This is a genomic window from Streptomyces sp. NPDC002138, assembly GCF_040296485.1.
GTDB lineage: Bacteria > Actinomycetota > Actinomycetes > Streptomycetales > Streptomycetaceae > Streptomyces.
This window is the reverse complement of sequence record NZ_JBEOXE010000013.1, coordinates 11,903-38,454: the sequence shown is the minus strand read 5'-3', so window position 1 is coordinate 38,454 and position 26,552 is coordinate 11,903. Positions and strand designations below refer to the sequence as shown.

The window sequence follows — 26,552 nt, the reverse complement described above, 5'->3', positions numbered from 1 at the left end:
TATGGCCCACCGCTTCGAGGGCCGGCAATCTCACCTGGGGGTGAACACCTCGGCCACCGCGTTGAACTCGGTCACGAAGTCCCTGGTGACGATGGCGCCGATGTATCCATCGGGACGGATGAGGATCAAGGCGTCGCCCTCGACGCCGTAGATCGCGGCCAGGCGTTCCGTGGTGTCCGCGAGGTGCCCCTGGGCCGACGACCGCTCCGAGCGGACCTCGTAGCGGCGCAGCTCGGCTCCGCTCACCGGCCATGCCAGGTCGGGCAGCACGCGGGCGGCGGACCCGAAGGCCAGCACGGTGAAGTGCGGTCCACTGAAGGCTTCGAACAGCCTGCGCACTCCGGAGCCGGCACACGGGGCGTCGGGCGCCCTGTCTCCCACATGCAGGGTCTTGGTCTGCGCGCACTCGACAGGAGCGAGCGGGCCGCCGCGATAGGTGAGGGCGAGCTGGCGCTCCTCGTCTCCTCGCTTCAGGCCCGAGACCCGGTGCTTGCTGAGGTTGGCGTAGAGCTCGCTGGACTTGCCCAGGACGCCGGCGGCGATCGGGAGGCGTTCCTCCTCGTAGCTGTCCAGGAGCCTGTCCGGGGCGCCGGCTATCACCTGGCCGAGCTTCCAGCCCAGGTTGTAGGCGTCCTGGACGCCGGTGTTGAGGCCCTGCGCACCGGCCGGGGTGTGTACGTGGGCGGCGTCGCCCGCCAGGAGGACGCGACCGACGCGGTAGTGCTCGACGAGCCGGACATTGGGCCGGAATGCCGAGGTCCAGGTGATGTCGCGGAGCTTGTGCCCGGTGAGCTGGTGGAACTGGTCGGCCAGGGCCGTGTGGTCGAGGTTGGGCGTGTCGCCCGGCTTCAGGCGGATCATCACCTGAAACTGGTCGGAGTGCGGGAGCGGGCAGGCGCCTGCGGAGGCCCGGGGCCATATATGCCAGCGGTCGCGGGAGAGCCCGTCGATCGTGCAGTCGATGATCAGGGTATTGTCGGAGTCGTCCGTCGTTCCCGCGAACCCGAGCCCGGTGGTCTCGCGGACGGCACTGGCCCCACCGTCGGCTCCCACCAGGTACTTGCTGCGGACCCGTTCCCCGGTGGATAGCGTCGTGGTCACGCCCTCACTGTCCTGCTCGAAGGTCTCCAGCGCCACGCCGTACTCGATGCTCAGCCCCAGGCGCGTAAGCAGGCGGTGGAGGATGGCGTCGGTCCGGTGCTGCGGCAGCAGCAGGATGTTCGGGTAAGGGACGTCAGCGGTCACCTTGCTGCGCTGCTGCATCTTCCACGGCGCCGTGACCGGTCCCAGGTGGATGCCGGCCAGCGGATACGGACCGCCCTGCTCGTGGGCTTCCTCCAGTACGCCGAGGTCTTCGAGGACTTCCTGGGTACGGGGCTGGACCCCTTTGGCCCGGGAGCCCTCGAAGGCATGGGGTGCCTTGTTGACGACGCGAACGCTCAGGCCGCGCCTGAGCAGATCGGCCGCCAGAGTTGAGCCGGTGGGGCCGGCTCCTGCGACGAGGACATCGATGTCGTGGGCTTGTGTCATGGTGATCGACCTCAACTGAGTCTCTTGATGCAGGCCGCGTAGCGGGCGCGAGGCGCTGCAGGCCGTTCCGGTCCGCCCAAGGCCGCGACAGCCGGGCGGACAAGCAACCGAAGGATGCGAGTGCCCCCTCCGCCAGCACCGCGGCCGGTGGGGTAGCAGCACGCTGATCCACTGTTTCGGATACATTGTAGCCATTAAAGAAGTGGCGGGCAATCCAGCCCCCAGGCCGGCCGGCTCTGGCGTCATGGAGAGACACAGGGGGCCGCAGTCGGCAACGGAGCAGTCAGGTGCGCCGAGGCTCCGCGGGCCCTGACGGCCGGGGCCTCGGAGTGGCGCGCGGCGGGTAGACGGGCTTCACCGGCGACAGCCGCTCACCCTTCGACCAGGACGGGGCGCGGTCCCGGCTGCGGCGCCGCCCAGGCTTCGGAGACCTCGGACAGCGGGTAGGCGCGAGCATCGACGTACACGTTCCCGTCGGCGGTGAGCCGGACGTAGGTCGGTACCTCGGTGATGTACCGGTGCATGTCGAAGGATCCGATGCCGCTTCCGCGCTCCGTACGTGGCTGCGCGGCAGCGCCGCCCTCCTGCGTCCCGACCGCGTCGTGCTGGCCGGCCGCGCCGCCCACGACAGCAACGACCTCACGGCCTCGGCCAGATCCTGGGCCCCGTTCCTGACCCTTCCGTAGAGCCGGGCAGCGTGCAGCGCGGGACCAATCACGCCCTGCCACGGCTCCCTCAGTCCCGTGACCAAGCCGATGCTGCCCGCACAAAAGATGCAGATGCTGGAGCAGCTAGGGGCGCGGCACCAATGCCTTCGCTCCAGGAAACTGGGGCCCCGCCCCACACAATCTGCGATGGGCGTAGGAACTCCAGATGTCCCAGTTCCAGGAACTCGCACGCTTCGACACGCAGGTCCGGGGACCGCTCAACCGGACGCCATTCGCCGTGGTCGGCGCTGTCCTGGCGCCGGACGGTGACGATGTCGCCGTCGCAGATGGCGGCCTCGATCATGCTGTCGCCGACGACCGGAATCCAGCGGGTTCCGGGATTCTCGTAGGAGATGTACACGGAACCCGCGGGAATGTGGATGGGCAAAGGGCCAGAGGCCAACAGGTTGGCACCCGGGACGGCAGTGATCGCTGGCGGGCACGCGCCCTGTCCGGGTCGGCGGAGGCCGGCTCGGTGACGGATTTTCGGCCGCCCCCGGGTGGTAGCCCGGACAGGACGGCGCCGTCCGGGCGGTCAGGGCTTTGCCAGGGCAGTTCGCAGAGCGTCGAGGGCGGCAGTGCGGAAAGCGGTCATTGAAGGTGCTTTGCCGTCGAGCAAGGCATCAGCGCCGTGGTACATGCCTGATTCGAGCCGCAGCTCGCAGGCGACGCCGGCCTCGCTCAGGCGTCGGGCGTAGTCAACATCTTCGTCGTGGAACAGGTCGATGTCGCCCACACCGATCCACGAGGGCGGCAGCCCGGCGAGGTTCCTACGCCTTGCCGCCGCAATATAGGGGCGATCGTCGCGGTCCTGTGGCGGGCGGCCGAGGTAGGAGGTCCATGCGAAGCGGTTGGAGTCCGGGGTCCACGTATAGATGGCGCTGTTGGGAGGGGCGGCGCGTAGAGCCGTGCGGTCGTCGAGCATGGGGTAGAGGAGCAGTTGGAACCGGACCGGCACTCCTGCATCGTGGGCGCGCTGGACCACGGCGGCGGCGAGTCCGCCTCCGGCGCTTTCGCCGCCGACGGCGATGCGGGCGGGATCGACGCCGAGGTCGGCGGCGCTGGCGTGAAGCCAGCGGAGCGCACTGAAGCAGTCGTCCAGAGCTGCGGGGTACGGATTTTCGGGTGCGAGGCGGTAGTCGACGCTGACGACCAGAACGCCGAGTTCGTCGGCAACGCGGCTGCACCAGGTGTTCTCCTGCCGAGCGGCACCCATGACGATTCCTCCGCCGTGGATCCAGAGCAGCGCTGCGCGCGGCGCTCTGCCTGATGCCTGGTAGGTGAGCACCTCGACGGGGCGCTCGTCGGCTGTGGCCGGCAGCGTGCGCCGCTCGACGCGGACGCCGGGCCTCATGGCGGCTCCCGCCAAGGGCACGAGGCGGCGGGCGATGGCCAGAGTGACCGGGTTGCCGAAGTTCAGCGGAAGGAAGAGCACGGGGTGCCGCAGCTCGCGGGGGACTGCCGCCAGAGCGCGGCGACGTGCGCTGATCGCCGCGGCAGCGCCGAGGGTCGCCGCGGCGCCCAGGCCGCTGAGGACGTGTCGGAGTGTCATGTGCTGCGCACCTTTCGTTCGGTGGTCGCGCTTCTCGGCTTCAAGGGGTGGTGCCTTGCCGGTCGGCCGCACCTTCCAGGTCGGGGCAGTGGCTGCCGGCAGATCTCGTGGGCCTCGTCGCCGGGAGGCCGAACATCCGCAGCAGTTCCTCGGTGCCCTGGTCGGTCGCTTCTGCATGGTCGTGTTCGGGGGTTGTCGTGCAGGGGTCGTCTGAGGCGGATTGCCGCGCCCGCAACGAGGGCTTCCGCTTGACAGGACCACCTTATCGGTAACAGTGTATCCATTATGAGTATCTGGTCTGAGCCCCAGCCCGACTCCCGGTTCGTCGAGGTGGACGGCCTGCGGATCCACTACAAGCGCGCCGGGCACGGCCCGGCTCTCGTGCTGCTGCACGGCAGTGCCTCGTCCCTGCAGCACTTCGACCGCGCGGCGGATCTGCTGTCGGATTCGTTCGACGTCATCCGTCCCGACCTGCCGGGGTTCGGGCTGACGGGCCCGCGCAAGGACCGCGACTACCGGCTTCCGCCGTACGCCGCGGCGGTGGCGGGCTTCGTGGAGGCGCTGGGCGTGCCGCGCTACGTGGTGGCCGGCAATTCCCTGGGCGGCAACATCGCCTGGAACGTCGCGCTGGATCATCCGGAGCGGCTGACCGGCCTGGTGCTGGTCAATGCCACCGGCTACCCGGAGAAGACGGTGCCCGCGGGGATGCGCCTGATCCGCAATCCGCTGGTGCGGCCGCTGCTGAGGCGGGTGATGCCGCGCGGGGCCATCGAGCGCAACCTGCGCGGGGCGGTCGGGCCGCGTTCGCAGATCGTGGACGACGCCATGGTGGACCGCGCCTACCAGCTCATGAGCCGCCCCGGTAACCGCTCGGCCTTCGTCGACTTCTGCAACACCGACCAGCCGGACCGAAGCGCGCAGATCCCCCGCATCACGGTGCCGACGCTGGTGCTGCGCAGCGCGAGCATCGACGGCCAGCACTTCGCCCGCGACATCCCCGGCGCCCGGGAGCTGGTCCACCCCCACGGCGGACATCTGCTGCCGGAGGAGGAACCGCAGTGGGTCGCGGACGCGATCGCGATGTTCCTCGGCTCCCGCGCCGACACCCCCGCGAACTGAGGGCAAGGAGACCCGTGCCATGAAGTACTTCGTCGCCCCTGGCGAGAACCTCAAGCTCACCGCCGCCTCGCGCAAGGCGCTGCGCGGCAGTTTCATCGAGCTGTCCGACGGCGTCACCCACTACGAGCTGACGGGGCCCGAGGACGGGGACGTGGTCCTGATGGCGGGCGGTCTGACCATTCCGCTGTCCTACTGGGACGGCCTCGTCAGCGAGCTGCACGCCCGCGGGCTGCGCACGCTGACCTGCAGCGCCTACGGCCGCGGCTACTCCGACCGGGTACAGGCGCGGTACGACGAGACGCTGTTCACGCGGCAGCTGGCCGAGCTGACGGACCGGCTCGGCCTGACGGCGCGGCCCCTGCACCTGGTCGGCACCTCCATGGGCGCGCTCGTCGCCATGACGTACGCGGCCCAGCACCGCTCGTCGGTGTCCACGCTCACCATCGTCGGCCCCGCCGGTCTCGCGAAACCGCGGTCGGCCTCCCCCGACCGGCTGCTGCGCAGCGATCTGCTGGCCAGAGCAATCGCCCGCCGTCGCGGCCTCCGGCTGCTCCAGGGGCACCTCGGGCACAACGTCCGGGACCCCGGGCTCGGCGCGGAGCTGACCGAGATGGTCCTCGGCACCCTCCACTTCGAGGGCTCGCTGTACGCGGTCTTCGACACCCTCCAGCACCTGCCTCTCGCCGGCCGTGACGACCTCTTCCGGCGGACGGGGGCGCTGGGCATTCCGACGCTGCTGCTGTGGGGCGACGAGGACACCGTCACGCCGCCGGTGCACATCGACGCGGCGCGCGCCCTGCTGAAGCCCCAGAAACATCACGTCATTACCAAGTGCGGGCACATGGCCCCGTTCGAACGGCCTCGCGACGTCGCCGATCAGCTCGTCCCGTTCGTGTCCGCACGCACCGAAAGGCTCGACTCATGAACAACCCGCAGACCATCGACGTACTGATCGTCGGCGCCGGCCCCTCGGGCTCCGCCCTGGCGATCGACCTCGTACGCCGCGGACTCGACGTCCGGATCGTCGACAGGTCCCCCCACACCTTCGACGGCTCGCGCGCCAAGGGCATCCAGCCCCGCAGCCTCGAAGTCCTCGAAGACCTCGGCGCTCTCGACGACGTGCTGGCCGGCGGCGACCTCTATCCCAAGCTCGGGCTCCATGCCGGACCCCTCGGCGTGCCGTGGAAGATGTTCCCCCACAAAGAGACAACCCCGGACGTCCCGTACCCGAACACCTGGCTGATCCCGCAGTTCCGCACGGACCGCGCCCTGCACGCCCGGCTCAGCGAGCTCGGCCGCGAGGTCGAGTTCAACAAGGAACTGACCGAGCTGACGCAGGACGAGGACACGGTGCTCGCCAAGGTGGTGGGCGCGGCCGGGGTCGAGGAGATCGTCGCCCGCTATGCCGTGGGGGCCGACGGCGGCTCCAGTGCGGTGCGCAAGCAGCTCGACATCGGTTTCGCCGGGACGACGGACGAGTCCGACCGCGTGCTGATCGTCGACGCCTCCGTCAGCGGCCTGGCCCGCAACCGCTGGCACATGTGGCCCGGCCTCGGCGGCAAGCTCATCGCCGCCTGCCCGCTCCCCGACAGCGACATGTTCCAGTGGATGATCCGGCTCACGCCCGACGAGAAACCGCCCCAGGAGATCGGCGCCATCATCGACCGGATCCACTCCCACACCCGCAACCGGCACATCCAGCTGCACGAGATCCACTGGAAGTCCGTGTTCCGGCCCAACATCCGTCTTGCGGAGCACTACGGCCGCGGACGTGTCTTCCTCGTCGGCGACGCCGCGCACGTCCACACCCCGGCCGGCGCCCAGGGCTTGAACACCGGTATGCAGGACGGCTACAACCTCGGCTGGAAGCTCGGCCAGGTCCTCGCCGGCGCCGACCCGGCCCTGCTGGGCACCTACGAGGCCGAGCGGCAGCCGATCGCCGCCGGGGTCCTGGGCCTGTCCACGGAGAAGTGGGGCGGCATCGCCAAGCTCGACCCCTCCAGCATGAAGCGCGGCAAGGACGAGCAGCAGCTCGCCCTGACCTACTTCGGCGGCCCGCTCGCACCCGCCGACGGCACCGGCACCGGCACGCTGCACGTGGGCGACCGCGCCCCGGACGCTCGACTGCTCGGCGCCGACGGCGCCGAGACCCGCCTGTTCAACCTCTTCCAGGGACCGCACTTCAGCGCCATCGCCTACGGCCCCGGCGCCGCCCGGGACCTCGACCTCCTCGACTGGCCGATGACGGGCGCCCAGCTGAAGCGGCTGACCGTCGGACCGGCCACGGGCGACGGCCGCGCCTTGTCCGACCACGGAAACACGCTGCGCAGTGCCTACGGCCTGACCGGCGACACGTTGCTGCTGATCCGCCCCGACGGCTACATCGGCCACATCGCCATCCGGGACTTCCTCACCACCACACAAGCCGCCGTGCGGGCGATGACGCCGCAGACAAGGACCCGCACCATGTCCCAGCTGTCCCAGCCGAGCCACGCCTACCCCGGTTCGGGGGCCATTGAATGAGCCGCACACTGCTGCGCGGGGCTCAGGTCATCACGATGACGCCGGACCGGGGGGACGCCGAGCACGTCGACATCCCCGTCGACAGCGAGACCATCGCAGCCCTCGTCGAAGCCACCGAGGCGCCCAGGCTCCGGGCCCGATGCGGGGCGCGCAGCGCGAAGAGTGCACAGACGCAGTGGACCAGGTGCAGGCGGACGGCGTTCCTGGGTGGCGACAGCGCAGGCAGCCTTGCCCGGGAGGTAGTCGGCGCCGCGGGAGGACCTGCACTCGCGGAGGAATGGACGGTCGCCGACAAGCCCCGGCCTGATCGACCAACTCGCCCGTCGGGACGCCGAGTGATGCGCCCGGCCGGCAACCCGACCGCCCGACCTATCCAGTAACAGTCTCGTGACGACCTGCGCGCCATCGGTCGTCACCGTTGACGCCCCCGACGCCCCGACCCCGACACCCTGGAATCACCTCATGATCCTCACCATCAGCCTCGCCTGCCTCATCGCCCTGATCTTCGGGGCAATCGGAGTGCTCAACACACTCGCATTGCCGAAGGCGCGCGAGCTGGCCGCCGAGACCGGCTTCTCCGTCGCCGCCTACCGCCGCATCGGCGTGCTGCAAGTGGCAGGAGGCGCCGGCGTGGCGCTCGGCCTCGCCGTGCCGCCGCTCGGCGGCCTTGCGGGGGTTGGGCTTCTCCTGCTGCTCGCCGGAGCTGTGATCGTGCACCTGCGCAAGGGCGACCCGGTTGTAAAATTCGTGCCCGCCGCCGTGTGCGCGGTGCTTGTCGCCTCATACCTCGTGGCCTTGTTCGCCTGAAGCGCTGCGGATCGAGTCCACGCCTCCACTGATGGGTAGCGCCACAGTCGCCTGAAAGCAGCTAAACGGCTACAGTGTAGCCAATATTGGTTTGATAGGAACCGCAGCCACCTGGGCCCGATGGCGCTCAAGCCGCGACCGCACGGTCCACCTGCCTTCACCAGCGCCCCTCCGTCCACAGTGCCGACCCCCGAGGGGTAGACGATGCCCGTCCTGATCGTGATAGCGATCTACGCTATCCGGATCGCGCGCGCCCCCTTGGACGCGCGCCTGAAGAAGCGCCACGTCGGACCCCTGTCGGTCACAACCGGAGCGGTCATCCTCTATCTGGCCTGGGACTGGCTCAGGCCCGAGGGTCTCAGCGCTGTCTATTTCGCTGGCGAGTTCGTCGGCGTCCTGTCCGCCTACCTGATGTCCTGCACCCTGGTGCTGGCCACCCGCCTGATGTGGTTGGAGCAGTGGTTCGGCGGCCTGGATCGCATGTACCGTCAGCACAAGCTGTACGCCGTATGGTCCATACTCCTGCTCACCCCCCACCTGCTCCTCCACTTTTTCTCCGGTTTCGACGGGAGCCAGTACGGCTACGCCCACCGGACCGCGTCGGTAGGGATGGGCCATCTCCTCGGTGCCGTCTCCGCCATCGGCCTGCTGCTGCTCGTCCTCATCTCACTCGGCCAGGTCGGCCGCATCCTCCGACTGCCCTACGAGCGCTGGCTGTTCCTGCATCGCCTCACCGGCCTGCTGCTCCTGTCGGCGCTGTTGCACGGCTGGTTCCTCGATCTCATCATCAACGGGTCCACGCCCCTCCTGGCGATCTACGTCACCATGGCCACCATCGGCATGACCGCCTACGCCTACGACGAACTGGTGCTACGGCGCAGGGAACCCCGGGCGGACTACACCGTCCACCGTGTCGAGCGGCCGACACCCGACATCCTCGACCTGACCCTCACGCCCACCGGCGAGACGACGCTTCCCGTGACAGGGGGCCAGTTCGTCTACCTGCGGGTCGGCGGCTGGCACGAACACCCCTTCAGCGTCGCGGGAACGCAGGCCGACGGCTCGGTACGCCTCACCATCCGTGCCCTGGGCCGCGGTACACGCGGCCTCTACACGGACATAAGTGAAGGACACCCCGCAACCCTCAAGGGTCCTTACGGCATGTTCGACCACACCCTCGGCGGATCCCGGCAGATATGGATCGCGGGGGGCATCGGTATCGCGCCCTTCCTCGGCTGGCTCACCCACCCCAGTGCAGCGCCGCCCCGCACCGACCTCTTCTACTGCGCCCCCACCGCCGAAGACGCACCGTTCCTCCCGGAACTCACCGCAGCGGCAGCGCACCGCCCCGAGCTCCGGCTCCACCCGACGTTCAGCCGCAGCCACGGCCGTCTGACCGCCGAAAGAATCCAGGCCGAGGCCGGACCGATCACCCCCGACACGCACGTCTTCCTCTGCGGCCCCGCCTCAATGATCGAAAACCTCACTCGCGCCCTCCACCGCCAGGGCGTCCCCCGCCAGCATCTCCACGCCGAGCACTTCGCCTTCCGCTGACGAACCGCCGACCATGCGGGTCAAACAACTCCGGAGTTCGTGAAGACCGAGGTCCTGCCCGACCTGCGCAGGCAGCGGCCCGGCGTGTGCAGACGTTTCACCGTACGCAGACCGAGGCCGCGCGTTCGGTCGAGCTGGACAAGAGCACGTGGACGGCTCTGCTGAACCGTCCGGCCCGGGAGCCGTCAGCGGCCGGACCGACCCCGAAGGAGTGCGCGCCGGTGGGGGAACGGATCTGCGCCGGCAAAACCGGCGACAGGCCACTGCCTGTCCTCCCACCTCACCCAGGCCCGCCGCGAGGGCCGGTTTCCCCGACCCGATCGATATTCGTCTCGGCAGAGGCCTCGCGCCTCGCCTTGCAGGCCCGGCTGGGAATGCGCCTGCCGCTATCGTGAGAACTCACCAATACGACGGGAGATGGCACGGTGGGCATCGTCGGGGACAGCCTGGACCGGGCCGCCGCGGCCAAGGGCACCCGCCCCATCCCCAAGTCCGCCGGAGCCCAGATCCGCTACCTCGTCAAGCAGCACAAGGGCTCGACCAAGGCCGTCGCCGTGCTCCTGGCCATCTCCCAGCGGACCGTCGAGCGGTACGTGAAGGACCAGATCAAAACCCCGCGCCCCGAACTCGCCGAGCGCCTGGCCGCTGAGGTGACCCGGCGCTGGCAGCCCCTGGTCAAGAAGCCCGCCCGCCAGCAGGCTGCGCAGCGCACCGGGTTGGTCATCGAGACCCGCGCCCGGTTCGGGTTCACCGCGGCCCCGGGCACGACCGACGACGGACGGATGCGGCGGATCGCCCAGCACGTCCCGCCCGAGTACGCGTCCCGCCTGCTCGCTGCCCAGGAATCCGGGGCATCGGAGGCTGCGCTCCAGCGGATCGCGGCCGAAGCGCTGCAGGAGGCGTACTTCAAGGACAGCGGCCGCCGCCGCGGGCGACCTGGTCGTCGAGTTCACCGACATCGGCTACCTCGACGTCGGCTACTGAGTCCCGCGCCGGTGTGCGAGGTTCTTCGCCCCGGCTGAGCCGAAGCACGAGAGTTGACACAAAGGCTGGCTTGTTGTCACTCGGGGGCGTCGGCCGGTTGCAGTGGTGTGGGCCGGGGCCCGCCTGCGCAGGCCAGGACTGTTGTCGCTGAGGAGTTCAGGAAGATCGTGAACACCGACGACCTGTCCACAGAGTCAAGCAAAGCGATACGGATAAGGTCTTCCCCCGCCCGCCGGAGGATGTCGACACTGGCGGCAAGGCCCTCGACCGTGTGGCCACGTCTGGCGGCCGTACGGATTCGAATCCCGAAAACACCCGCGTGCCGGTTGGCCGGGACCAAACCATCAAGGACCTGGAAGGCACCCCCGGCAATCAAGGTGTCACGGGCAGGCCCGCATGCCGGGGTCTGTTCGCGAAGCATGGCGACGAGGTCCTCGCGAGTCACGCTGTGCGCCGGTGCCCGTACGACCCACCCATCGACCCCGTGTAACAACTGCAGCGCCTCTCCGGTGACAGTCCGACTGCTTCGACCAAGTTCCTTCCGCAGGCTATCCGGCGCCAGCGGTGACAACTACCGAGACTCGGCACACCGGCGGTGCGAGCTGGGGCGGCTGTGCTTCCGACCGCGCGCCCGTGTCCGTTCCCGAAGGTCGCCGTTGTACGCGGCGGCGCGACCCTTCGGCGCGTCGCCGCATGAGGCGGTGCGGACGTGGTGCCGCGTGAACGAAACCGCACAGTCGACGATGACCGAACAGCGCTCCGGCGCCGACGTTCTCAGTGCCGTCTCGGCGGCTCTCGTGGCCGCTTTTGAGAACCTCGTGTGAGCGTTCACGTTTTTCCCCATCTCGGGTGGTTTGAGCGTCATGTAATTCCTCATCCCGACTTCTCCTAATTGGCCATGGGTACGACGGAGTTCGGGATCGAGGGACCTGGTCATCGCGGAGGCGTGTGGGCGGCCCTGGGCCTGTGGTTCGGAAGGCCGATGGTCAGCCCGGATGGCAAGGAGAACGTTCGTCGTGGTCGACATCACCGAGATCTACGTCCACTGGTACGCGGGCCGCTCGAAGAGCGAGCTGGCTGCGTCGTTGGGGGTGGACCGCAAGACGATCAGGAAGTACCTGGAGCCCGCGGAGGCGTCCGGGATCACGCCCGGTGGGCCGCCGATGCGGGAGGCCGACTGGGCCAAGCTGATCAAGAGCTGGTTCCCCAAACTCGCCGACCGGCGACTGCGGCAGATCACCTGGCCCGACATCGACCAGCACCGCGACTACATCAAGAACCTGCTGGGGACGGTGACCGTCTCCACGATCCACCAGCGGCTCCGGGACGAGCACAAGCTGGACGTGTCGATCTCCTCGTTCCGCCGCTGGGTGCACGCCACGCTGCCCGATGAGACGGCAAGGTCGCAGGTCACGGTCTTGCGCGATGACGTCGAGCCGGGCTCGGAGGCTCAGATCGACTACGGCCACCTGGGCCAGTGGACCAATCCGAAGACCGGTAAGCGGCACCGGATCTGGGCCTTCGTGATGGTGCTGCCGTGCTCGCGGCACATGTTCGTCCGCCCGGTCCTCTACCTGCACCAGCACGCCTGGACCGAGGCCCACGTCGCCGCCTTCCGCTACTTCGGGGGCGTCCCGCGCCGGCTGGTGCCGGACAACCTGCGGACCGGGGTCGACAAGCCCGATCTCTACGACCCGAAGATCAACAAGGCGTATGCCGAGCTCGCCACCCACTACGGCGCCTTGGTGGATCCGGCCCGTGCTGCCCGGCCGAAGGACAAGCCGCGGGTCGAGCGGCCGATGCCCTACATCCGGGACTCGTTCTGGCGGGGGCGGGAGTTCACCTCGATCGAGCACATGCAGGCCGAGGCTGTGAGCTGGAGCCAGAAGGTGGCGGGCCGACGGCAGTGCCGGCCCTTGCAGGGAGCCGCCCCGATGGCGGTGTTCGAGGCCGTCGAAGCCGAGACCTTGCTGCCGCTGCCGCCCACCCCGTTCGTGCTGGCCCGCTGGTCAACGGCGTTGGTCGGGCCGGACATCCACATCGAGGTCGGCCGCACTCTCTACTCGGTGCCCTGGAAACTGATCGGCCGACGGGTCGACGTCCGCTCGACCGCCACGATGGTGCAGGTCTTCCTCGACGGCGACCTGGTCAAGACCCACGTGGCCCTTGACCAGGGAAAACGAACCGACAGGACTGACTACCCGCCGGAGAAGATCGCCTTCCAGATGCGCACGCCGATCTGGTGCCGGACCCAGGCATCCGACGTCGGGGACGCCTGCCGGACCGTCGTCGACCAACTGCTGGAGGTCAACGCTCTCTACCGGCTCCGCGCCGCCCAAGGAATCCTCGGCCTGAAGAAGAAGTACGGCGACGCGAGGCTGGAGGCCGCCTGCGCGAGGGCCATCACGGTCGGAGACCCGTCCTACCGGACCATCAAGGGCATCCTGATCGCCGGCACCGAGACCGATCCGGAGCCCGAATCGAGCGGAGACGCGGGCGCCGCGGCCTTCCTCCACGGGCCCCAGCGGCTGTTCGCCTCCGTCGCCCCGTTCGAGACGGCGGATGGGCTCCACGACGACCAGGTCCACGGCGAAGTTGAGGGAAGCATCTGATGAGCGTGATGGATTCTGCCCTGCGTGAGTCGCTGAAGTCGCTGCGGCTCTCGGGGATGCTGGAAACCCTCGATGCCCGCCTGGCCCAGGCCCACGGCGGCGAGCTCGGGCACCTGGACTTCCTGCAGGTCCTTTGCCAGGACGAGATCACCCGCCGCGAGACCGTCGCCTTCCAACGACGCCTGAGTCGGGCGAAATTCGAGCAGCAGGTCACCCTGGAGGAGTTCGACTTCACCGCCTCCTCGAAACGGCCAGCCGCCCAGATCCGCGACCTCGGGGCCCTGCGCTGGCTCCACTCGGGCGAGTCGGTCATCCTCTTCGGCCTGGTCGGGGTCGGAAAAGACACACGTCGCACAGGCCCTCGGTCACCTCGCGGTCCGCCAGGGCGCCCACGTCCGGTTCGCCAAGACCAGCCGGATCCTCGCGTACCTCGCCGGCGGCCATGCGGACCGCACCTGGGACAAGCGGATCCGTGAACTGGTACGGCCCGACGTGCTGATCCTCGACGACTTCGCCATGCGCCAGCTCGGAGCGTCCCAGGCCGATGACCTCTATGAACTGGTCAGTGAGCGGCAGGGCCGGTCCCTGATCATCACCAGCAACCGGGCTCCCAGCGACTGGTATCCGCTCTTCCCGAACCCGGTCGTCGCCGAGTCGCTGCTGGACCGGCTGATCAACACCAGCCATCAGGTCATCATGAACGGCCCCAGCTACCGCCCGAACAAACGGCCCAAGAACCCCACCGACAAGCCCGACAAGCCCCCGGTCCGCTAACGCCCAGCCCAGTCCACGTTCCATTCCCGCGGCAGGTCCTCGTCACAGAAGACGCAGACGAAGTCCTCCTCTCGAACAATGTTCAGCTGGCTACAAGCGGGACAGCGCCGGAACACCACCTCGTGGGTGAAGCCTGGAGGGTGTTCGATCCCGGCCGAGTCCAGAGCTTCTGCGACGGCCGACCACGAACTGATGTCCGGGCAGAATCCGGTCGACTGGTTACTCACCTCACCGACCACCCACTGCCCGGACTCTTCGCGGAAGCTCATTTCCCCGGCACCGAGCACGGGGCCGCCGCCAGCACACACCACGTGCTCGCTCCGGCGCGGCGCGAGCCGCAGCACACCCGCCGAGTCGATGACGAACGTGAAAGGCTCGGCCAACTCCACCGCCGCCAGAGACGAAGCCCAGTCGGCGAAGTCCGATGCCGAGTGGATGCTTCGGCCCTCAGCCTCCGGCCGGACAAGGCCCCGCAGATCAGGCGGTCCCACATACCGATAGCTCCACCCCAGCAAGTTCACGCTGGCCAACGTAACCCCCGGCCGGGGCCAGGGCCTGGGGAATTACGTGAACTTACCCCTGGGGAATAACGAGAACGTTCACAAGAGCCTGCACCGCGCCACTACAGGTGAAGAATCGGTGCTGATCGTAGTGCGCGGAGGCTCCTGCACCGGCAAGACCCGATCCGCCTACGAAGCGCTCAGCGCCGTCGATGGCCTGGCAGACTGGGATCTGGTCCGCCCCCGCACCCCGGACGGCGTCCTGGAGATACTGGCCAACACCCCTTCCGCTCCGCGGACCATGCTGTGGCTCGACGACGCCCATCATTTCCTTTCCGGGCACAAGGGTGAAGAACTGGCTGCTCTCCTGTGCTCGCATCTCTCGCGCCCCGGCCCGGCCATAGTCATCGCCACCATGTGGGACACCTGGTACGCCGAGCTCATCAGGGCCTCGGATGACGCGGCTCCCGGCGGTAGGGACCTGCACCGGTACGCGCGAGCTCTGCTGCGCCACGCCGCCGTCGCCGTACGCGTCCCGCCCGAGTTCGGGCCGGAGGACCTGCGTCGCCTGGAGGCACTGGGCGATGCCCCGGCGCTCGCGGTGGCCAGACAGACCTCCCGCGACGGGAAGATCACCCAGACCCTCGCAGCCGGTGTGCAACTGGCCGACCGCTACGCAGCGGCACACGAACCACCCGCCTGCTACACGGGCGCCTTGGTCACTGCGGCCATGGATGCCTGCCGCCTGGGCTGGACCGCCCCGCTGCCGGACGGCTTCCTGCGCGCCGCCGCCCCCGGCTACCTGTCGGACGACGAGCGCACCGCTGCCGGACCGGACTGGTTCGAAACCGCCCTTGTCACCGCCCGCACCCGCGTGCAGCATGTCGCCGCAGCCCTCGAACCGCTGCCCCGGCCTGACGGAATGGGCGCCCTGCCCGGCCTTTCCCGCCTCGCCGACTACCTGGACGCCCACGGTCGCGCCACCCGCGATGAGGCCATCCCCCCGCCCACCTTCTGGGCCGCCGCTGCCCGATACGCCCTGGACGCCAGATACCTGGCGCGGTTGTGCCGAGAGGCACAGAAGATGGCCCTGCACGAAACCGCGGAGCAGCTCGCCCGCCAGGCGGCCGAGGCAGGCGAGCCGGGCGTGTATGCCGCTTTGGCCGAGACACGCGAACGAGCCGGTGACCACCGGGGTGCTGAACACATGGCCCTGCTCGCCGCCGAGGCCGAGGACCCCTCGGCCTACGCCATGCTGGCGTGGATGCGGGAGCGCGCCGGAGGCCAGGAGAGCGCAGTGCGCCTGGCCCGACTCGCGGCAGCCTCCGGATACCGAGACACACTGCGAGAGATGGCGGAGTCCCAGACACGGGCCGGGAATCTGCAAGGTGCGGAGCGCCTGGCTCGCTTCGCCGCCCGGGCAGGAGACCACCTCCCCCTCTACAGGCTGGCTGTAGTGCTCGAAAGAGCTGGTGACACGGAGGGCGCCGAGCGGCTCCACTTTCTGGCAGCCCGGGCAGGCGCACGACGTGCCTGGTCGGCGCTGACGTCACTGAAGGAGCGGGCCGGCGATCGACAGGGCGCGGAAGAAGTCGCGCGGCTCGCAGCCGAGATGGGGAGGTCGAACGGCTACGCTGCGCTCGCCCGCCTCCGGGCGGCGGCCGGTGACCGCGCGAGCGCCGAGCGGTTCGCCCAGCTCGCAGCTGAAGCCGGAGACTGGCGCATCAGGCACGAGCTGGCTGAACCCCGCCGAGACACATAGTGCAGAGAAGGACCAAGATCAGAAGACGGGACACCACCGAGGCGGTCATCGGGGCCATCACGGGCACCCTGGCGCGCCCGCAGCTCCTTGTCCTGGGCCGATATGACGATGTGGGCCGACTGCGCGCGGTGGGCCGGACCGTCCCGCTGCGCGGCGAGCGTGTTGGCCCGCTCGGGGATGGCCAGGGCCTGCTCGGCGCGTCCTAGCTCGGCGCGCAGGTAGGTGACCAGGGTCCCGAGGCGGGCCGCGTCCGGGGGCAGGACGGTCATGGCTCAGCGCTCGCCGTACTGGGCCGCGCGGTCGGCGCGACAGGTCGGGCACAAGGGGTTCTCTAGGGTTGATCGTGTGGCGCGAGGCTGCAACCCCGGCCCCGCGCGGAAGTTCCATCGGGAGCGACCGCTTGCCTAGTCTGCAAAGCCGCCCCTTATCCGTTGAAGACTTGGTAGTCCAGGTGGTATTTGGCCTCGTCGGATTCGAAGAACGCCCGGTGCCAATCCTCGCCTGCTTCGTCCATTCTAATTGCATGGGCGCCGAGATGGTCGTCTGCGTCCGGCCAGTCCGCCTCAGTCAGCGAGACGATTCCCGGGTCACTGCCGCCGAAGAGCACGAAGTGATTCGTGTCCGTCTCGTCACCCGACCCGAGTTCACCGCGCCAGGTCTCTTGCCCATTCCACCTGATGATAGGCGTGTCGTTACCGAACGTATCTTCTTGCTCGTAGCAGTGAAGTATTGCGAAATGCACCTGCAGTGACATGGCTCCCTCCTCCTCTTCCTCCTCCTTCGTCATCCGCTATTGATTTTCAGACAGATGACGTCGGATGTCGTCGTTAGCCAAAGTCGAGGCTCTGAGTCACGCTGTGCCCTTCACTCGCTTACTGCGGAGTGACTCCAAGAGGCCCCAGGATCACCTACATGATTACGATACGACTGGCGAAGGTTCCGGGCAATTCTGGCGCACGTCAGGGTTGTTGCGCATTCAGGCATTGCAATTTCAACATCTGCGACATCTGCTGCATTGGCGATTGCGAGTCAATCCGCCAGGGGAGAAAACAATACGCGCCCTTTCAAGCACTCGTTGGCAAATTGCGCAGGCGAACAGGCCCGGCCGCTCTTCGGCGGTGGATCGGGGCCGCCACCACCCCGGCCGCTGCTCCGGGCTAGGCCGCGTCTCGTGGATCTTCTGTGCAGGGCATAGATGGATCGCTTCCAGCCAAAACCGCTGATACCGACATGTTGGGCGACCCGTGATGGAAGGCTCCCCTCTGGAAGATCGTCTTGGCCGAGGGGAGCACGACATGGCAGGACTGAAGTACATGTCTCCTGAGTCGCGTCAGGTGAAGTACCTCATGGCGAATCAGGCCGCTGTGAGGGGCGGCAAGTTCATCAGGGCGACGGAAGGAGGCGTTTCGGACCCCGATGTCCGCAGCGACATCGTTAATCGGCTGCCGCCGCGGGACGGGCAGATCGCCAGCGCCGGCAACCCCTATGCGTTCAAGCTGGACGGGGTCAGGGACGAGTTCGGGAACGAGTGGAGCACCCACCCGGTTCGGAGTGGCGATTCGGTCACCGTCTCGCTGGCGTTCGATGAACAGGTCAAGGTACGCCGAGTCGTCGCATACCTGACCAAGGCGAACTGGGACCGCAAGCAGCCGCTGTCACGGGCGAGCTTCGACCTGCTCAACCCGGTCTACCTGCGCAGCTACCCTGCGGCCCCCTACCAGGAAGCGAACAAGCCGATCCCCAACGGCCTGGTCGCCCCCACCCCGTTTGAGTTCAGTTTCAACCTGCCGGCGCGGCCCGTGGGGCACCACGTGGCTCTGTTTGAGTTCGACGACCCTGGCAGCGCCGATGCCTTCTACTTTGTCATCGACTGGGGCTATATCGGCTGACGACGGTTGGCTAGGTAGGCCCTTCCTCCCGGGTAGCACGCCGTCGTTGTCCCGGCATGGAACGGCACTGTGTACTGACAGGCGTGGCGTGGGAGCAGATCGAGGATCTCCTCCCACCCCACCCCGTGCGAGGGGGCCGGTGGCGTGATCACCGGACAGTGATCGAGGCGGTGGGGTGGAAGTACCGCACCGGAGCCCCTTGGCGTGATCTCCCCGAGCGGTTCGGCCCGTGGCAGACCGTCTACAACCGATTTCGCCGCTGGGCACGCGACGCCACGTGGAAGCGACTCCTGGCGCGGCTCCAAGCCCACGCCGATGCAGCGCAGGACATCGGGTGGCTGGTCAGCGTCGACTCCACCATCGTGCGAGCCCACCAGCACGCCTCCGGAGCCACACAGCTGGCGGCCATCTTCGACGAGCCGTCCGATCACGCTCTGGGGCGTTCACGCGGTGGCCTCACCACCAAGCTCCACCTCGCCTCCGACAGTCGATGCCGCCCGCTCGCCTTCTTGCTCTCCGCAGGACACCGGCACGACTCGCTGTTCTTCGAAGCCCTCATGCGGCGCATCAGCGTGCCCCGCATCGGCCCCGGCCGGGCCCGCTGCCGCCCGGACCAGGTGAGCGCGGATCGCGCCTACTCCTCCCGAGCAATCCGTGCTTACCTCCGGCGACGCGGAATCAGGACCGTCATCCCTGAGCCGTCCGACCAGATCGCCAACCGCAAACGAAGAGGAGCGCAAGGCGGTCGACTGGTATCCCCTCTTTCCCAACCCTGTCGTCGCCGAGTCGCTCCTGGACCGGCTCATCAACACCAGCCACCAGGTGATCATGAACGGGCCCAGCTACCGTCCGAACAAGCGGCCCAGGAACACGACCGACAAGGCGCACTAGGGTCCGCCGTCCCGGCTTCCCATGGCGACGTCACCACGGCACGAGTTGGCTTGTCAGAGGCATCGGCTAACTTGCGGACCATGGGAAATTCAGGCGGATCATTGACGACCCGGTCCACGGGGGAACTGCAGCAGCTCATGCGGGCAGCCGGGTTCACGGGCATCGACGACACGGAGGCGTTGGCGGAGGGCTGGCAGGTCACGGACTTCGCCGACGCCGGACGGCGCAGCCTTGCGAACCTCGTCCAGCGAACGGGGACACCAGCCGTCATGGTCTCCTTCCTCGACAGTGACGTGGGGTTCATCGAGGCGGCCACACCGGACGGCAGCTCCTGGGAGGGTCTGCTCAACCGCGACATGGCGGAGAGCTACGAAATACCCCTGGAGCATTTCCCGATCGAACCCGCCATGGCCGGCGCGCTCACCTGGGCGGAGGCTGCTGGGCTGACGCCAGATGAGGAAGCTATCCGGCAGACGCTTACCGGGTCGGCCCTGTTCGCGGAAGAGCTCTCCTCAGCCCTCTTGGTCGCTCTGGGGATCCCCGGCGCAACCTAGCCGGCTCAAGCCAGGACCTGGGGAATTACGTGAACTTACCCCTGGGGAATATCGCGATCGTCCACACCGCGGCCCGCCGCGATGCCGGCGCCCTATCCCGGACGCGGCACTCCAACTCCTGGCTGTGGTGACGATCCCCGGGCACCGTCCACCGAGTGGACCGCCCGATGCCGACACCGGGTGGAGCCCACCCGGTGGACCCCACTGAGTGGACTCCACCCAGTGGACGCCACTCCCGCAGTGGACTTCATCGGGTGGAGTCCACTGCGGTGCGCACCGGCTGGCTGCCCTGCGGGACGGCTCGGCCGGTGCTGTGGTGTTGATTTGCCGAGTTGCCGGAATCGCTTAGAGGTACTTGACGGTGAGGGTCACCGAGCCGTCGATCGCTACCTCGTTGTTTAGAGTCAGGCCGCTGGTCGGCGCAATCTGGGCAGAGAGCGTCAGGTCCGAGGTGAGGTCTTGGATGGGGACCGGGGCCCAGCGGACCAGGAAACCGGGGAACCCGCCTCCGGCGGCGGAAGCGGTCTGGCCGTCAGGCGCGGCGGCGTCGGCGAGTCCGGGGAGTCGGGCGGCGAGGTCAGCGGCCAGGTCGTCGGGCTCCCTTCGCAGACTCTCGGCGGCCTGGGCGAGCTGGTCTGCACCGACAACCGCAACGATCTGGTCGGCGGTAATCGCCTCATTGGGGCCGTCGCCGATCCACGACCGCACCTGCGACTGCAGGCCGGCATCGGCCAGGCTCTCTGCTGAGATCGTCAAGGACGTTGGCTGCACGTTCGCACCGTCTGCGTTGGTCATAACGACATGATCCCCTTCGGAGGCGGCGAGGAGTATCACTTCCGGAAAACCTCTCGCTACTCGTTGTTGCCGTCGTCAACGGGGTGATCCTGGCAGGGGACGAGCAACCCGATGAGCTCTGTGCACGACACCTGTAGCATCCGCTCCAGTGCCCAAGACTGCTCCTGAGCTGCTAATACTCCACCCGCACACTCTGGAAGCCCCAGAGAAACGTCGGCGACTTCGACTGCCTGGCGAGGACATCGAGCGGGACTGGGTAGAGCGCACGGGCTGCTGGAGCTCGGTGACCCGGGTGCTCCTCACCTACGAGCAGATGCGCGCGTACGGGCTCCCGGCGACCGAGGGCAAGCGCGGCGACCCGAGGTGGCCAGCCTTCGCCCGCCGCTACGGCTTCGACATCGAGCGCCCGGTCCAGTGGGAGGTGGAGGCGCTGGAGCCGGACGAACTCCAACGCCTGGTCCTCGCCGCCGTCGACCCGTACATCGACCGCGACGTCCTCGCGCAGCAGATCGCCCGCGAGGAACAGCAGCGCCGGGCCTTGGAGGGGTTCGCCGGTCGGTGGGGTGCGCCGAACCAGGAGCCGTCGAAGGCGGGCGCTGGCGAGGCTCCGGATGGAGGGTCAGCGGCGTCCGACGGTGCCGCGGACGAGGGCGTAGGGAGTCACGCAGAAGGCACCGAGGGTGGGGGCGACGATCAGGGTGAGGACGGTCCAGTAGGCGAAGCCGTGGCCGTTGGAGGAGGCGGGGAGCCACCTAGCTGCGCATCGTCCGCGCCCCACAAGATCGCCAACAGCTTCCGGAAGAGCGGTCAGAACCCGCTACTTGGCCACTGAGCATCATGGTTGGCCACAGCGGTGCTCGCTTCCGGGGCGGTGAGCAGATGGGGCTGAAGACACGGGTGGGGTTCTGGCCTATCGGCGGTCTGGCGCCGGACGGCCGGCGCTGGTGGCGAGGTCCGCGACGTTGAGGTAGCCGGTCATGGCGGGGGATGCCAGCTGCGCGACCTGGGCTGTGTAGCGCCCGGCGAGCCGGTGCCAGTCGTAGATGCCGCGCATGTAGGCGGAGATCGCGTCGATGTACCGGCCGGTGGCCTCTCGTGCGAGGTCAGGGAGTCCGAGGCTTTGGCCCAGGGACGTGATCTGGCGTCGGACGTCTGCCAACCGCACTACCTGCGCATCGGCGCGATCGCGGAGTTCGTTGATTGCCTCCGGTCTCGTGTGGCCCCGCTCGTGCATGAGGCAGCGGACCAGGTTGGGGGCGTCGCGTGCCTCGTCGTTTTCCAGGGAGTAGACCTCGTTGATCAGGATGATCACGTCGGTGACGATCTCCCGGGCGGACTCCAGGGCCGTGCTGTGGACGACGGGGGCGGGAACCTCGAAGTGCCCGACCCGCTCGCACACGTCGATCGAGGGCCTGACGCCTATCACCTTGCGGCGCAGGCGCATCCACTCCTCGCTGTCGGGGACCATGCCGGCCCGACGGTCGACAGCCTCGGTGAGATTCGCGGTCAGGTACTCCATCCAGTGCTGCGCCGTGCGCTCCTGCCAGCGGCGTGACATGCCGTGGGCCATGCGCTGCCACACGTCGGCAAACGCGTCGGCGAGCGGAGAGGAGACAGGGGGCGGGGTCCCTGGAGGGCGGTGCAGCAGATCGATCAGCTCCTCGCAGACGGCCGCGGCCGGCGGCCACTGCCCCAGAGGCACGTCGAACTGGTCGTCGAAGAGGAAGAACCAGCCGTTGACGTCGAAGGCGAGATCGAGGTCCTCGCCTTCCGCGTCCGGGTAGGAATAGGCGGCGACATCAGCCACCTGGGAGAACAGATAGCGACGCTCGGCCTCGTCACTGCTCACCAAACCCATCCGGCGCGCCCAGCGAAGGTTGCGCTTGCGGGCTCCCTCCAGCTCCGATGCCGTCCAGGAGCGGATGGGGATGGCGAATTCCACCTGCTGGGGCATGCTGCACTCCTTCGCCGAGATCTCGAACACTGAGCCTCGACCAGTTCCCGCAGACCACCCGGTCACTGCCGCTGCCGCGACTCATCGTCGAGATCATCCGCGAGGGCCCGGACCGCCCCAACGGCCCCGACCGTGAATGGCGAGTTCCCGTGGCTGGATGGCGGGAAATCGCTTGCACGTCCCAGGCCGCAGGCTGCCAACAGAGCCGAGCGCCGCTGCGGCCAACTCCTACGCAGTCACAACTCTCGGCCACGCTCGTTAGCGAGGCGTGATGGATATGCGCCGCAAGGCGCGGTGTTCCTCGGTTTCAGGAGAGTTGATGACGGTTTCACGACGAACGGCTGTGATTGCTGGGACGGCGCTGACGCTCGCGCTGGCCTGTGTTTCGCCGTTGGCCCACGCTGAGGCTGCGGTGGCGAGCGTGGTGTTCGACAAGCGCGGTGATCACACGTGGACGGCGCCTGTGTCGGAGTGGGTGACCCTCGAGGTGTGGGGCGGTGGAGGCGGAGGCGCAGGCGGTGGTGCGGGGGCCGGCGGTGGTGGAGGCGGCGGTGTCCAATATGGCAGGGGTGGGCACGGCGGTAGCGGGGGCCAGGGGGGTGGGGGCGGCGGCGGTGCCGGCGGCGGATACGTGAAGTGTCAGATGTATGTGTCCAAGGGCCGGCTCGTCACGATTCGGGTGGGTGGCGGTGGCCACAGCGGGGCGGCGGGAAGCACCCCGGGCAAGGGCGGCGACGGTGGCGCGGGCCGCCCCCGGACCGCGCGCAACGGGACCAACGGGACGGGGCCGGGAACCCCGTACGCGGGCAACGGGGGCGGCGGGCAGAACACCCTGGTCTGGACGACCGACAGCCTCGGGAACGCGAACATCCGCGCCAGGGCCTATGGAGCCGACGGCGGCAAGGCCGACCCCGGCCTGGCCACCGCGGGCAAGGGCGGGGCGTACGGCGAGGAGGCGGTGACACCCGCCGGAGCCAACGGCACCACTCCCGCTGGCGGCAAGGGCGGCACGGGTGGGAACATCCAGACCAGCGAGCTCCACTGCGAAGACGTCTGGCCCCTGGTCAAGTCCCCGGGTAGCGCCGGTGCAAGCGCCCAGGACAATCACGGCGGTACCGCAGGCGCCGCCGGGAAGGACACGGACTCGACCGACACCCCCGTCTACGGACAAGGCGGCACCGGAGGGGACGGCGGCACCGGAGGGGAGCGCGGCTACGGAGGGGTCTACGTTGGCTCGGCCGTTCCATCAGACGGAAGGCCTGGCGGCGACGGCGCGGCGGGCGTGAACGGCACGCCCGGACACGATGGAGCCGTGAAGTTCACCTGGACCCCCGACAACACCTGATCGGACTGCGCCCCCGCCTCGTGGTGGCAGCCGTCGCAACGGTGAAGATCATGCCCGGCGTTGCCGACTATGTCTGCTACGGGCTTTGGTCGGCTGGCCGGGGGTGCGCCGGTCGCCTCGTGTCCAGGGCGGGGGTGTGGGCGTGGGGCAGGTACACGGTGCGCTCGGGGGTGAGGATGACGGTGGCGTCCGTCAGGCCGTTCCAGGTGTGGCCGCGGCCGTTGTAGCGGGGGGTGAGGTAGGACCATTCGAGGTTTCCGGCGATCATGGCTTCCAGCGCGTCGAGGTAGGCGCTGAGTGTGCTGTCCTGGCCTGCCAAGCCGGAGCGGAGCGTCGCGGTGAGGTGGTCGAATTCGGCCTCCACGCGGTGGACGGTCGCTGCGATGCGGTCGACGGCCGCTTGGAGGTTGCCGCCGTTGTCGGCGAGTGCGAGCTGGATTTCGTTCATGGTGTCGCCGCTGTAGAGCTCTTTGCGGTAGGAGAAGACGTCGTTGACGCCGATCCAGTGGCGTGCGGCCAGCGTGTTGAGACGCTGCAGTTCGGGCAGTTTCTCCAGGGGTTCGGTCAGGTCGATGCCGAGACCGAATTCGAGGAGGGGGAAGCAGCACTCCCCGATCGAGCTGTGGCGGTGTTTCTCGTAGGTGGGCAGGTCCATTACCGCGCGGCCTTGGACGAGATCGCGCTCGGTGTGGCAGGCGTTCAAGAACTCGTGCAGGGTGCGTGCGTAGCGTTGCCAAACCCGTTCGGGCGTGTGGGGCACGGTCTGCTCGCGCAGCTGCTCGAAGGCGCGGGTGTAGGCGGTGTCAACGGCGGGTGGTCTGCCGTCGATGACGGCAGGTAGTTCGTGGATGCCCGACTGCCGGATCCGGGAGGGTGGCGCGTGGGCGAGCTCGTCGTCGATAACGAACAGGACGTCGATCCAGGCACAGATCAGTTCGATGCGGTCGTCGCGGGCGTGGGCGTAGGTGAGCAGGTTCCACAGGCTGGTGCGGTGCTCCAAGAACGCCTCCAGCTCCTCCCGGCAGGTGAAGGCGCCGCCCAGGAGCCCGGCGAGGCGGGCCGCGCAGCGCTGCTCCAGTGCTTCAAGGCCGGGGCGGCGCCGGGCGGGCATGAACCGGGGGAAAGCTGGCATCCGGAAGTAAGGGTGCTCCTCGGGTGATTCCGCAATGCCGCCCGCAGGGACCGGGTCCGGGACGCGGGTTTCGTCTTCGGCGTGGCCGGGGGCTCTCATCGCCGGTGTCCCACGTCTGTCGCGGGCGTGTCGGTTGGTGTCGTGCGGCGGGTCGCGATGAGAGGGCCGGCCTTGGGGGTGAGAAGGAAACGGGGCAGGGCCCGCAGTGGCGTGGCAGTGGCCTTGCGTAGTTGCCAGCGGCTGCTGATTGCGGCAAGGGCGAGGACGGCCTCGGTCATGCCGTAGTGCTCGCCCAAGCACTTGCGGCGCCCGCCGCCGAAGGCCGTGAACGCCTGCCGCTGCGCCACGGTGACGCGTTCGGGAAGCCACCGGTCCGGATCAAAGACATCCGGGTCGGGGAAGACACGGGGATTGCGTTGCAGGGAGTAGGGGGACACGATCACATCCGCGTCCGCGGGAACGGTGAACCCGGCGAGCACGGTCTGTTCAAGGGTGATGCGGCTGAGCATCCACGTGGGTGGCCACAGTCGCAGCACTTCGATGAGGACCTGCCGGGTGTAGGGCAGACGCTCGATGTCGGCGAAGGCGGGCTCGCGTCCGGCGAGCTCGCGGTCCAGCTCGCCCCACAGCCGGCGCTCCACCGCCGGGTGGTCGGCCAGGGCGTGGAGGGTCCAGGCGAGCAGGGAGGCGGTGGTCTCCACGCCCGCCGCCAGCACCGACAGAATCTGATCACGTACCTCCGCGTCATCCAACGGGCGGCCGTCGTCATCGACGGCGGCCATCACCAGGGACAGCAGGTCGTCCCCCGGTGCCTGACCGGACCGGTACTGCCCGATCACGTCCTCAACCGCCCTCCCCAGACGGGCCTGCGCCCGATCGAAACGGCGGTTGGCCGGCGAGGGGAGACGGTGCAGCAGCGGCCAGGGAACCAGCATCCGACGGAACATGCCCTCCAGCAGCACCGGCAGTGCACCGGCCATGACATCGGCCGCCTCACGTCCGGCCGGGGCCGCGATGAGCGTGCGCGCCACCACCCGGGCCGCCAACGCGTACATGCTCGCCTCCACATCAAGCCGCTCACCCTCACGCCACCCCCCGAGCGCCTGCGTGACGCACTCGCCCATCACCGGGGCATAGCGGGCCACCTGGTCACGGCCGAACGCGGGACGCATCACCGGCTGCTGACGCCGGTGATCAGCATTGCTACAGGTAATCACCCCGTTGCCGACCAGGAACCGCGCCGTGTCCATGAACGGACCGCCCTTGTCGAACACCGACGACACCAAGACCTGACGGGCCGCATCCCCGCCGTTGACCAGATGCACCCGGCGCCCCGCGAGCTGCAGCCTCACCACCGCCGCCCCTCCCCGCTGGAGTGCCAGGAAGGCGAGGGGGTCACGCATCAACTGGATCACGTGGCCCAGCCACGGCAGGCCCCCCGCAGCCCGCTGAACCTCCTGAGCGCCTGCCACGCCAACCCCCTCCGCCATCCGACCGGAAGCACGCCGAACCACACCCTGCCCACCCAACCCCGCCCAAGAAACACAAAACCGTTTCCCCCACACAGG

Annotated in this window: 23 protein-coding genes and 4 pseudogenes; 17 read left to right on the top strand and 10 right to left on the bottom strand. The window is 68.6% G+C overall.

Features of this window, described 5'->3' with window-relative positions; genetic code table 11:
* Positions 1 to 30 precede the first annotated feature (30 nt).
* Complete coding sequence (locus ABT084_RS11240) at positions 31 to 1,530, bottom strand: FAD-dependent monooxygenase (protein ID WP_351040973.1); 1,500 nt, start codon at positions 1,528 to 1,530, stop codon at positions 31 to 33.
* 371 nt (positions 1,531 to 1,901) lie between these two features.
* Complete coding sequence (locus tag ABT084_RS11235) at positions 1,902 to 2,054, bottom strand: hypothetical protein (RefSeq protein WP_351040971.1); 153 nt, start codon at positions 2,052 to 2,054, stop codon at positions 1,902 to 1,904.
* Between ABT084_RS11235 and ABT084_RS11230 the strand changes: the two genes are divergently transcribed.
* On the top strand, positions 2,049 to 2,216 hold the full coding sequence (locus ABT084_RS11230) for a hypothetical protein (protein ID WP_351040968.1): 168 nt from the start codon (positions 2,049 to 2,051) through the stop codon (positions 2,214 to 2,216). The genes ABT084_RS11235 and ABT084_RS11230 overlap by 6 nt on opposite strands.
* A gap of 49 nt (positions 2,217 to 2,265) precedes the next feature.
* Here ABT084_RS11230 and ABT084_RS38005 read toward each other — a convergent pair whose 3' ends face one another.
* Positions 2,266 to 2,598 (bottom strand): LexA family protein, encoded by a 333-nt coding sequence (locus ABT084_RS38005; RefSeq protein ID WP_502968897.1) that lies wholly within the window; start codon positions 2,596 to 2,598, stop codon positions 2,266 to 2,268.
* A 174-nt stretch (positions 2,599 to 2,772) separates the two neighbouring features.
* A complete protein-coding gene (locus tag ABT084_RS11220) occupies positions 2,773 to 3,789 on the bottom strand; it encodes an alpha/beta hydrolase (RefSeq protein WP_351040965.1) in 1,017 nt (338 codons plus the stop codon).
* Positions 3,790 to 4,074: 285 nt separating this feature from the next.
* On the opposite strand from ABT084_RS11220, the gene ABT084_RS11215 reads away from it, so the two are divergent.
* The 8 genes and pseudogenes from ABT084_RS11215 to istB all read left to right on the top strand — a co-directional run bounded on the left by ABT084_RS11215 (position 4,075) and on the right by istB (position 14,162).
* Positions 4,075 to 4,908 (top strand): alpha/beta fold hydrolase, encoded by an 834-nt coding sequence (locus tag ABT084_RS11215; RefSeq protein ID WP_351040963.1) that lies wholly within the window; start codon positions 4,075 to 4,077, stop codon positions 4,906 to 4,908.
* A gap of 19 nt (positions 4,909 to 4,927) precedes the next feature.
* Positions 4,928 to 5,833, top strand: coding sequence for an alpha/beta fold hydrolase (locus ABT084_RS11210; protein ID WP_351040960.1), 906 nt, complete (start codon positions 4,928 to 4,930; stop codon positions 5,831 to 5,833).
* Positions 5,830 to 7,431 (top strand): FAD-dependent oxidoreductase, encoded by a 1,602-nt coding sequence (locus tag ABT084_RS11205; RefSeq protein ID WP_351040957.1) that lies wholly within the window; start codon positions 5,830 to 5,832, stop codon positions 7,429 to 7,431. The genes ABT084_RS11210 and ABT084_RS11205 overlap by 4 nt, the downstream gene beginning before the upstream one ends.
* Positions 7,432 to 7,893: 462 nt before the next feature.
* A complete protein-coding gene (locus ABT084_RS11200) occupies positions 7,894 to 8,238 on the top strand; it encodes a DoxX family protein (RefSeq protein WP_351040954.1) in 345 nt (114 codons plus the stop codon).
* Between the two features lie 204 nt (positions 8,239 to 8,442).
* The gene (locus tag ABT084_RS11195) at positions 8,443 to 9,792 is read left to right on the top strand and encodes a ferredoxin reductase family protein (RefSeq protein WP_351040951.1); all 1,350 of its coding nucleotides are present in this window, start codon (positions 8,443 to 8,445) and stop codon (positions 9,790 to 9,792) included.
* Positions 9,793 to 10,217: 425 nt separating this feature from the next.
* Positions 10,218 to 10,776, top strand: a pseudogene (gene tpg, locus ABT084_RS11190) (telomere-protecting terminal protein Tpg).
* A gap of 1,016 nt (positions 10,777 to 11,792) precedes the next feature.
* Positions 11,793 to 13,388, top strand: coding sequence for an IS21 family transposase (gene istA, locus ABT084_RS11185; protein ID WP_351041245.1), 1,596 nt, complete (start codon positions 11,793 to 11,795; stop codon positions 13,386 to 13,388).
* Positions 13,388 to 14,162: pseudogene (gene istB, locus ABT084_RS38000) on the top strand (IS21-like element helper ATPase IstB). The gene istA and the pseudogene istB overlap by 1 nt, the downstream one beginning before the upstream one ends.
* Here the strand turns inward: istB and ABT084_RS11170 are convergent.
* A complete protein-coding gene (locus ABT084_RS11170) occupies positions 14,159 to 14,683 on the bottom strand; it encodes a hypothetical protein (RefSeq protein WP_351040945.1) in 525 nt (174 codons plus the stop codon). The pseudogene istB and the gene ABT084_RS11170 overlap by 4 nt on opposite strands.
* A gap of 46 nt (positions 14,684 to 14,729) precedes the next feature.
* Between ABT084_RS11170 and ABT084_RS11165 the strand changes: the two genes are divergently transcribed.
* Positions 14,730 to 16,424, top strand: a complete 1,695-nt coding sequence (locus ABT084_RS11165; RefSeq protein WP_351040942.1) for a hypothetical protein — start codon at positions 14,730 to 14,732, stop codon at positions 16,422 to 16,424.
* Complete coding sequence (locus ABT084_RS11160) at positions 16,424 to 16,630, top strand: hypothetical protein (protein WP_351040939.1); 207 nt, start codon at positions 16,424 to 16,426, stop codon at positions 16,628 to 16,630. The genes ABT084_RS11165 and ABT084_RS11160 overlap by 1 nt, the downstream gene beginning before the upstream one ends.
* A gap of 218 nt (positions 16,631 to 16,848) precedes the next feature.
* Here ABT084_RS11160 and ABT084_RS11155 read toward each other — a convergent pair whose 3' ends face one another.
* Positions 16,849 to 17,211: a hypothetical protein gene (locus ABT084_RS11155; protein ID WP_351040936.1), complete on the bottom strand. Its 363-nt coding sequence runs from the start codon at positions 17,209 to 17,211 to the stop codon at positions 16,849 to 16,851.
* 508 nt (positions 17,212 to 17,719) lie between these two features.
* Here ABT084_RS11155 and ABT084_RS11150 point away from each other — a divergent pair.
* From ABT084_RS11150 to ABT084_RS11140, 4 genes and pseudogenes are all read left to right on the top strand, one after another.
* Positions 17,720 to 18,313 (top strand): lytic polysaccharide monooxygenase, encoded by a 594-nt coding sequence (locus ABT084_RS11150; RefSeq protein ID WP_351040933.1) that lies wholly within the window; start codon positions 17,720 to 17,722, stop codon positions 18,311 to 18,313.
* Between the two features lie 56 nt (positions 18,314 to 18,369).
* Positions 18,370 to 19,062: pseudogene (locus tag ABT084_RS11145) on the top strand (IS5 family transposase); the annotation flags it as partial.
* Positions 19,049 to 19,204: pseudogene (locus tag ABT084_RS37995) on the top strand (ATP-binding protein); the annotation flags it as partial. The pseudogenes ABT084_RS11145 and ABT084_RS37995, both read left to right, overlap by 14 nt.
* 80 nt (positions 19,205 to 19,284) lie before the next feature.
* Complete coding sequence (locus tag ABT084_RS11140) at positions 19,285 to 19,758, top strand: hypothetical protein (protein WP_351041275.1); 474 nt, start codon at positions 19,285 to 19,287, stop codon at positions 19,756 to 19,758.
* A gap of 345 nt (positions 19,759 to 20,103) precedes the next feature.
* On the opposite strand, the gene ABT084_RS11135 is transcribed toward ABT084_RS11140, so the two are convergent.
* Complete coding sequence (locus ABT084_RS11135; protein ID WP_351040930.1) at positions 20,104 to 20,553, bottom strand: YidB family protein; 450 nt, start codon at positions 20,551 to 20,553, stop codon at positions 20,104 to 20,106.
* 148 nt (positions 20,554 to 20,701) lie between these two features.
* Between ABT084_RS11135 and ABT084_RS11130 the strand changes: the two genes are divergently transcribed.
* Entirely contained in the window at positions 20,702 to 21,385 is a 684-nt protein-coding gene (locus tag ABT084_RS11130; RefSeq protein WP_351040927.1) for a hypothetical protein, read from the top strand.
* Between the two features lie 78 nt (positions 21,386 to 21,463).
* On the opposite strand, the gene ABT084_RS11125 is transcribed toward ABT084_RS11130, so the two are convergent.
* On the bottom strand, positions 21,464 to 22,507 hold the full coding sequence (locus tag ABT084_RS11125) for a terpene synthase family protein (RefSeq protein ID WP_351040924.1): 1,044 nt from the start codon (positions 22,505 to 22,507) through the stop codon (positions 21,464 to 21,466).
* A gap of 643 nt (positions 22,508 to 23,150) precedes the next feature.
* Here ABT084_RS11125 and ABT084_RS11120 point away from each other — a divergent pair.
* Positions 23,151 to 23,852, top strand: a complete 702-nt coding sequence (locus tag ABT084_RS11120) for a hypothetical protein (protein WP_351040922.1) — start codon at positions 23,151 to 23,153, stop codon at positions 23,850 to 23,852.
* Between the two features lie 76 nt (positions 23,853 to 23,928).
* Here ABT084_RS11120 and ABT084_RS11115 read toward each other — a convergent pair whose 3' ends face one another.
* A complete protein-coding gene (locus ABT084_RS11115) occupies positions 23,929 to 24,984 on the bottom strand; it encodes a terpene synthase family protein (protein WP_351040920.1) in 1,056 nt (351 codons plus the stop codon).
* A 95-nt stretch (positions 24,985 to 25,079) separates the two neighbouring features.
* The gene (locus tag ABT084_RS11110) at positions 25,080 to 26,456 is read right to left on the bottom strand and encodes a cytochrome P450 (RefSeq protein WP_351040918.1); all 1,377 of its coding nucleotides are present in this window, start codon (positions 26,454 to 26,456) and stop codon (positions 25,080 to 25,082) included.
* Between the last annotated feature and the right edge of the window lie 96 nt (positions 26,457 to 26,552).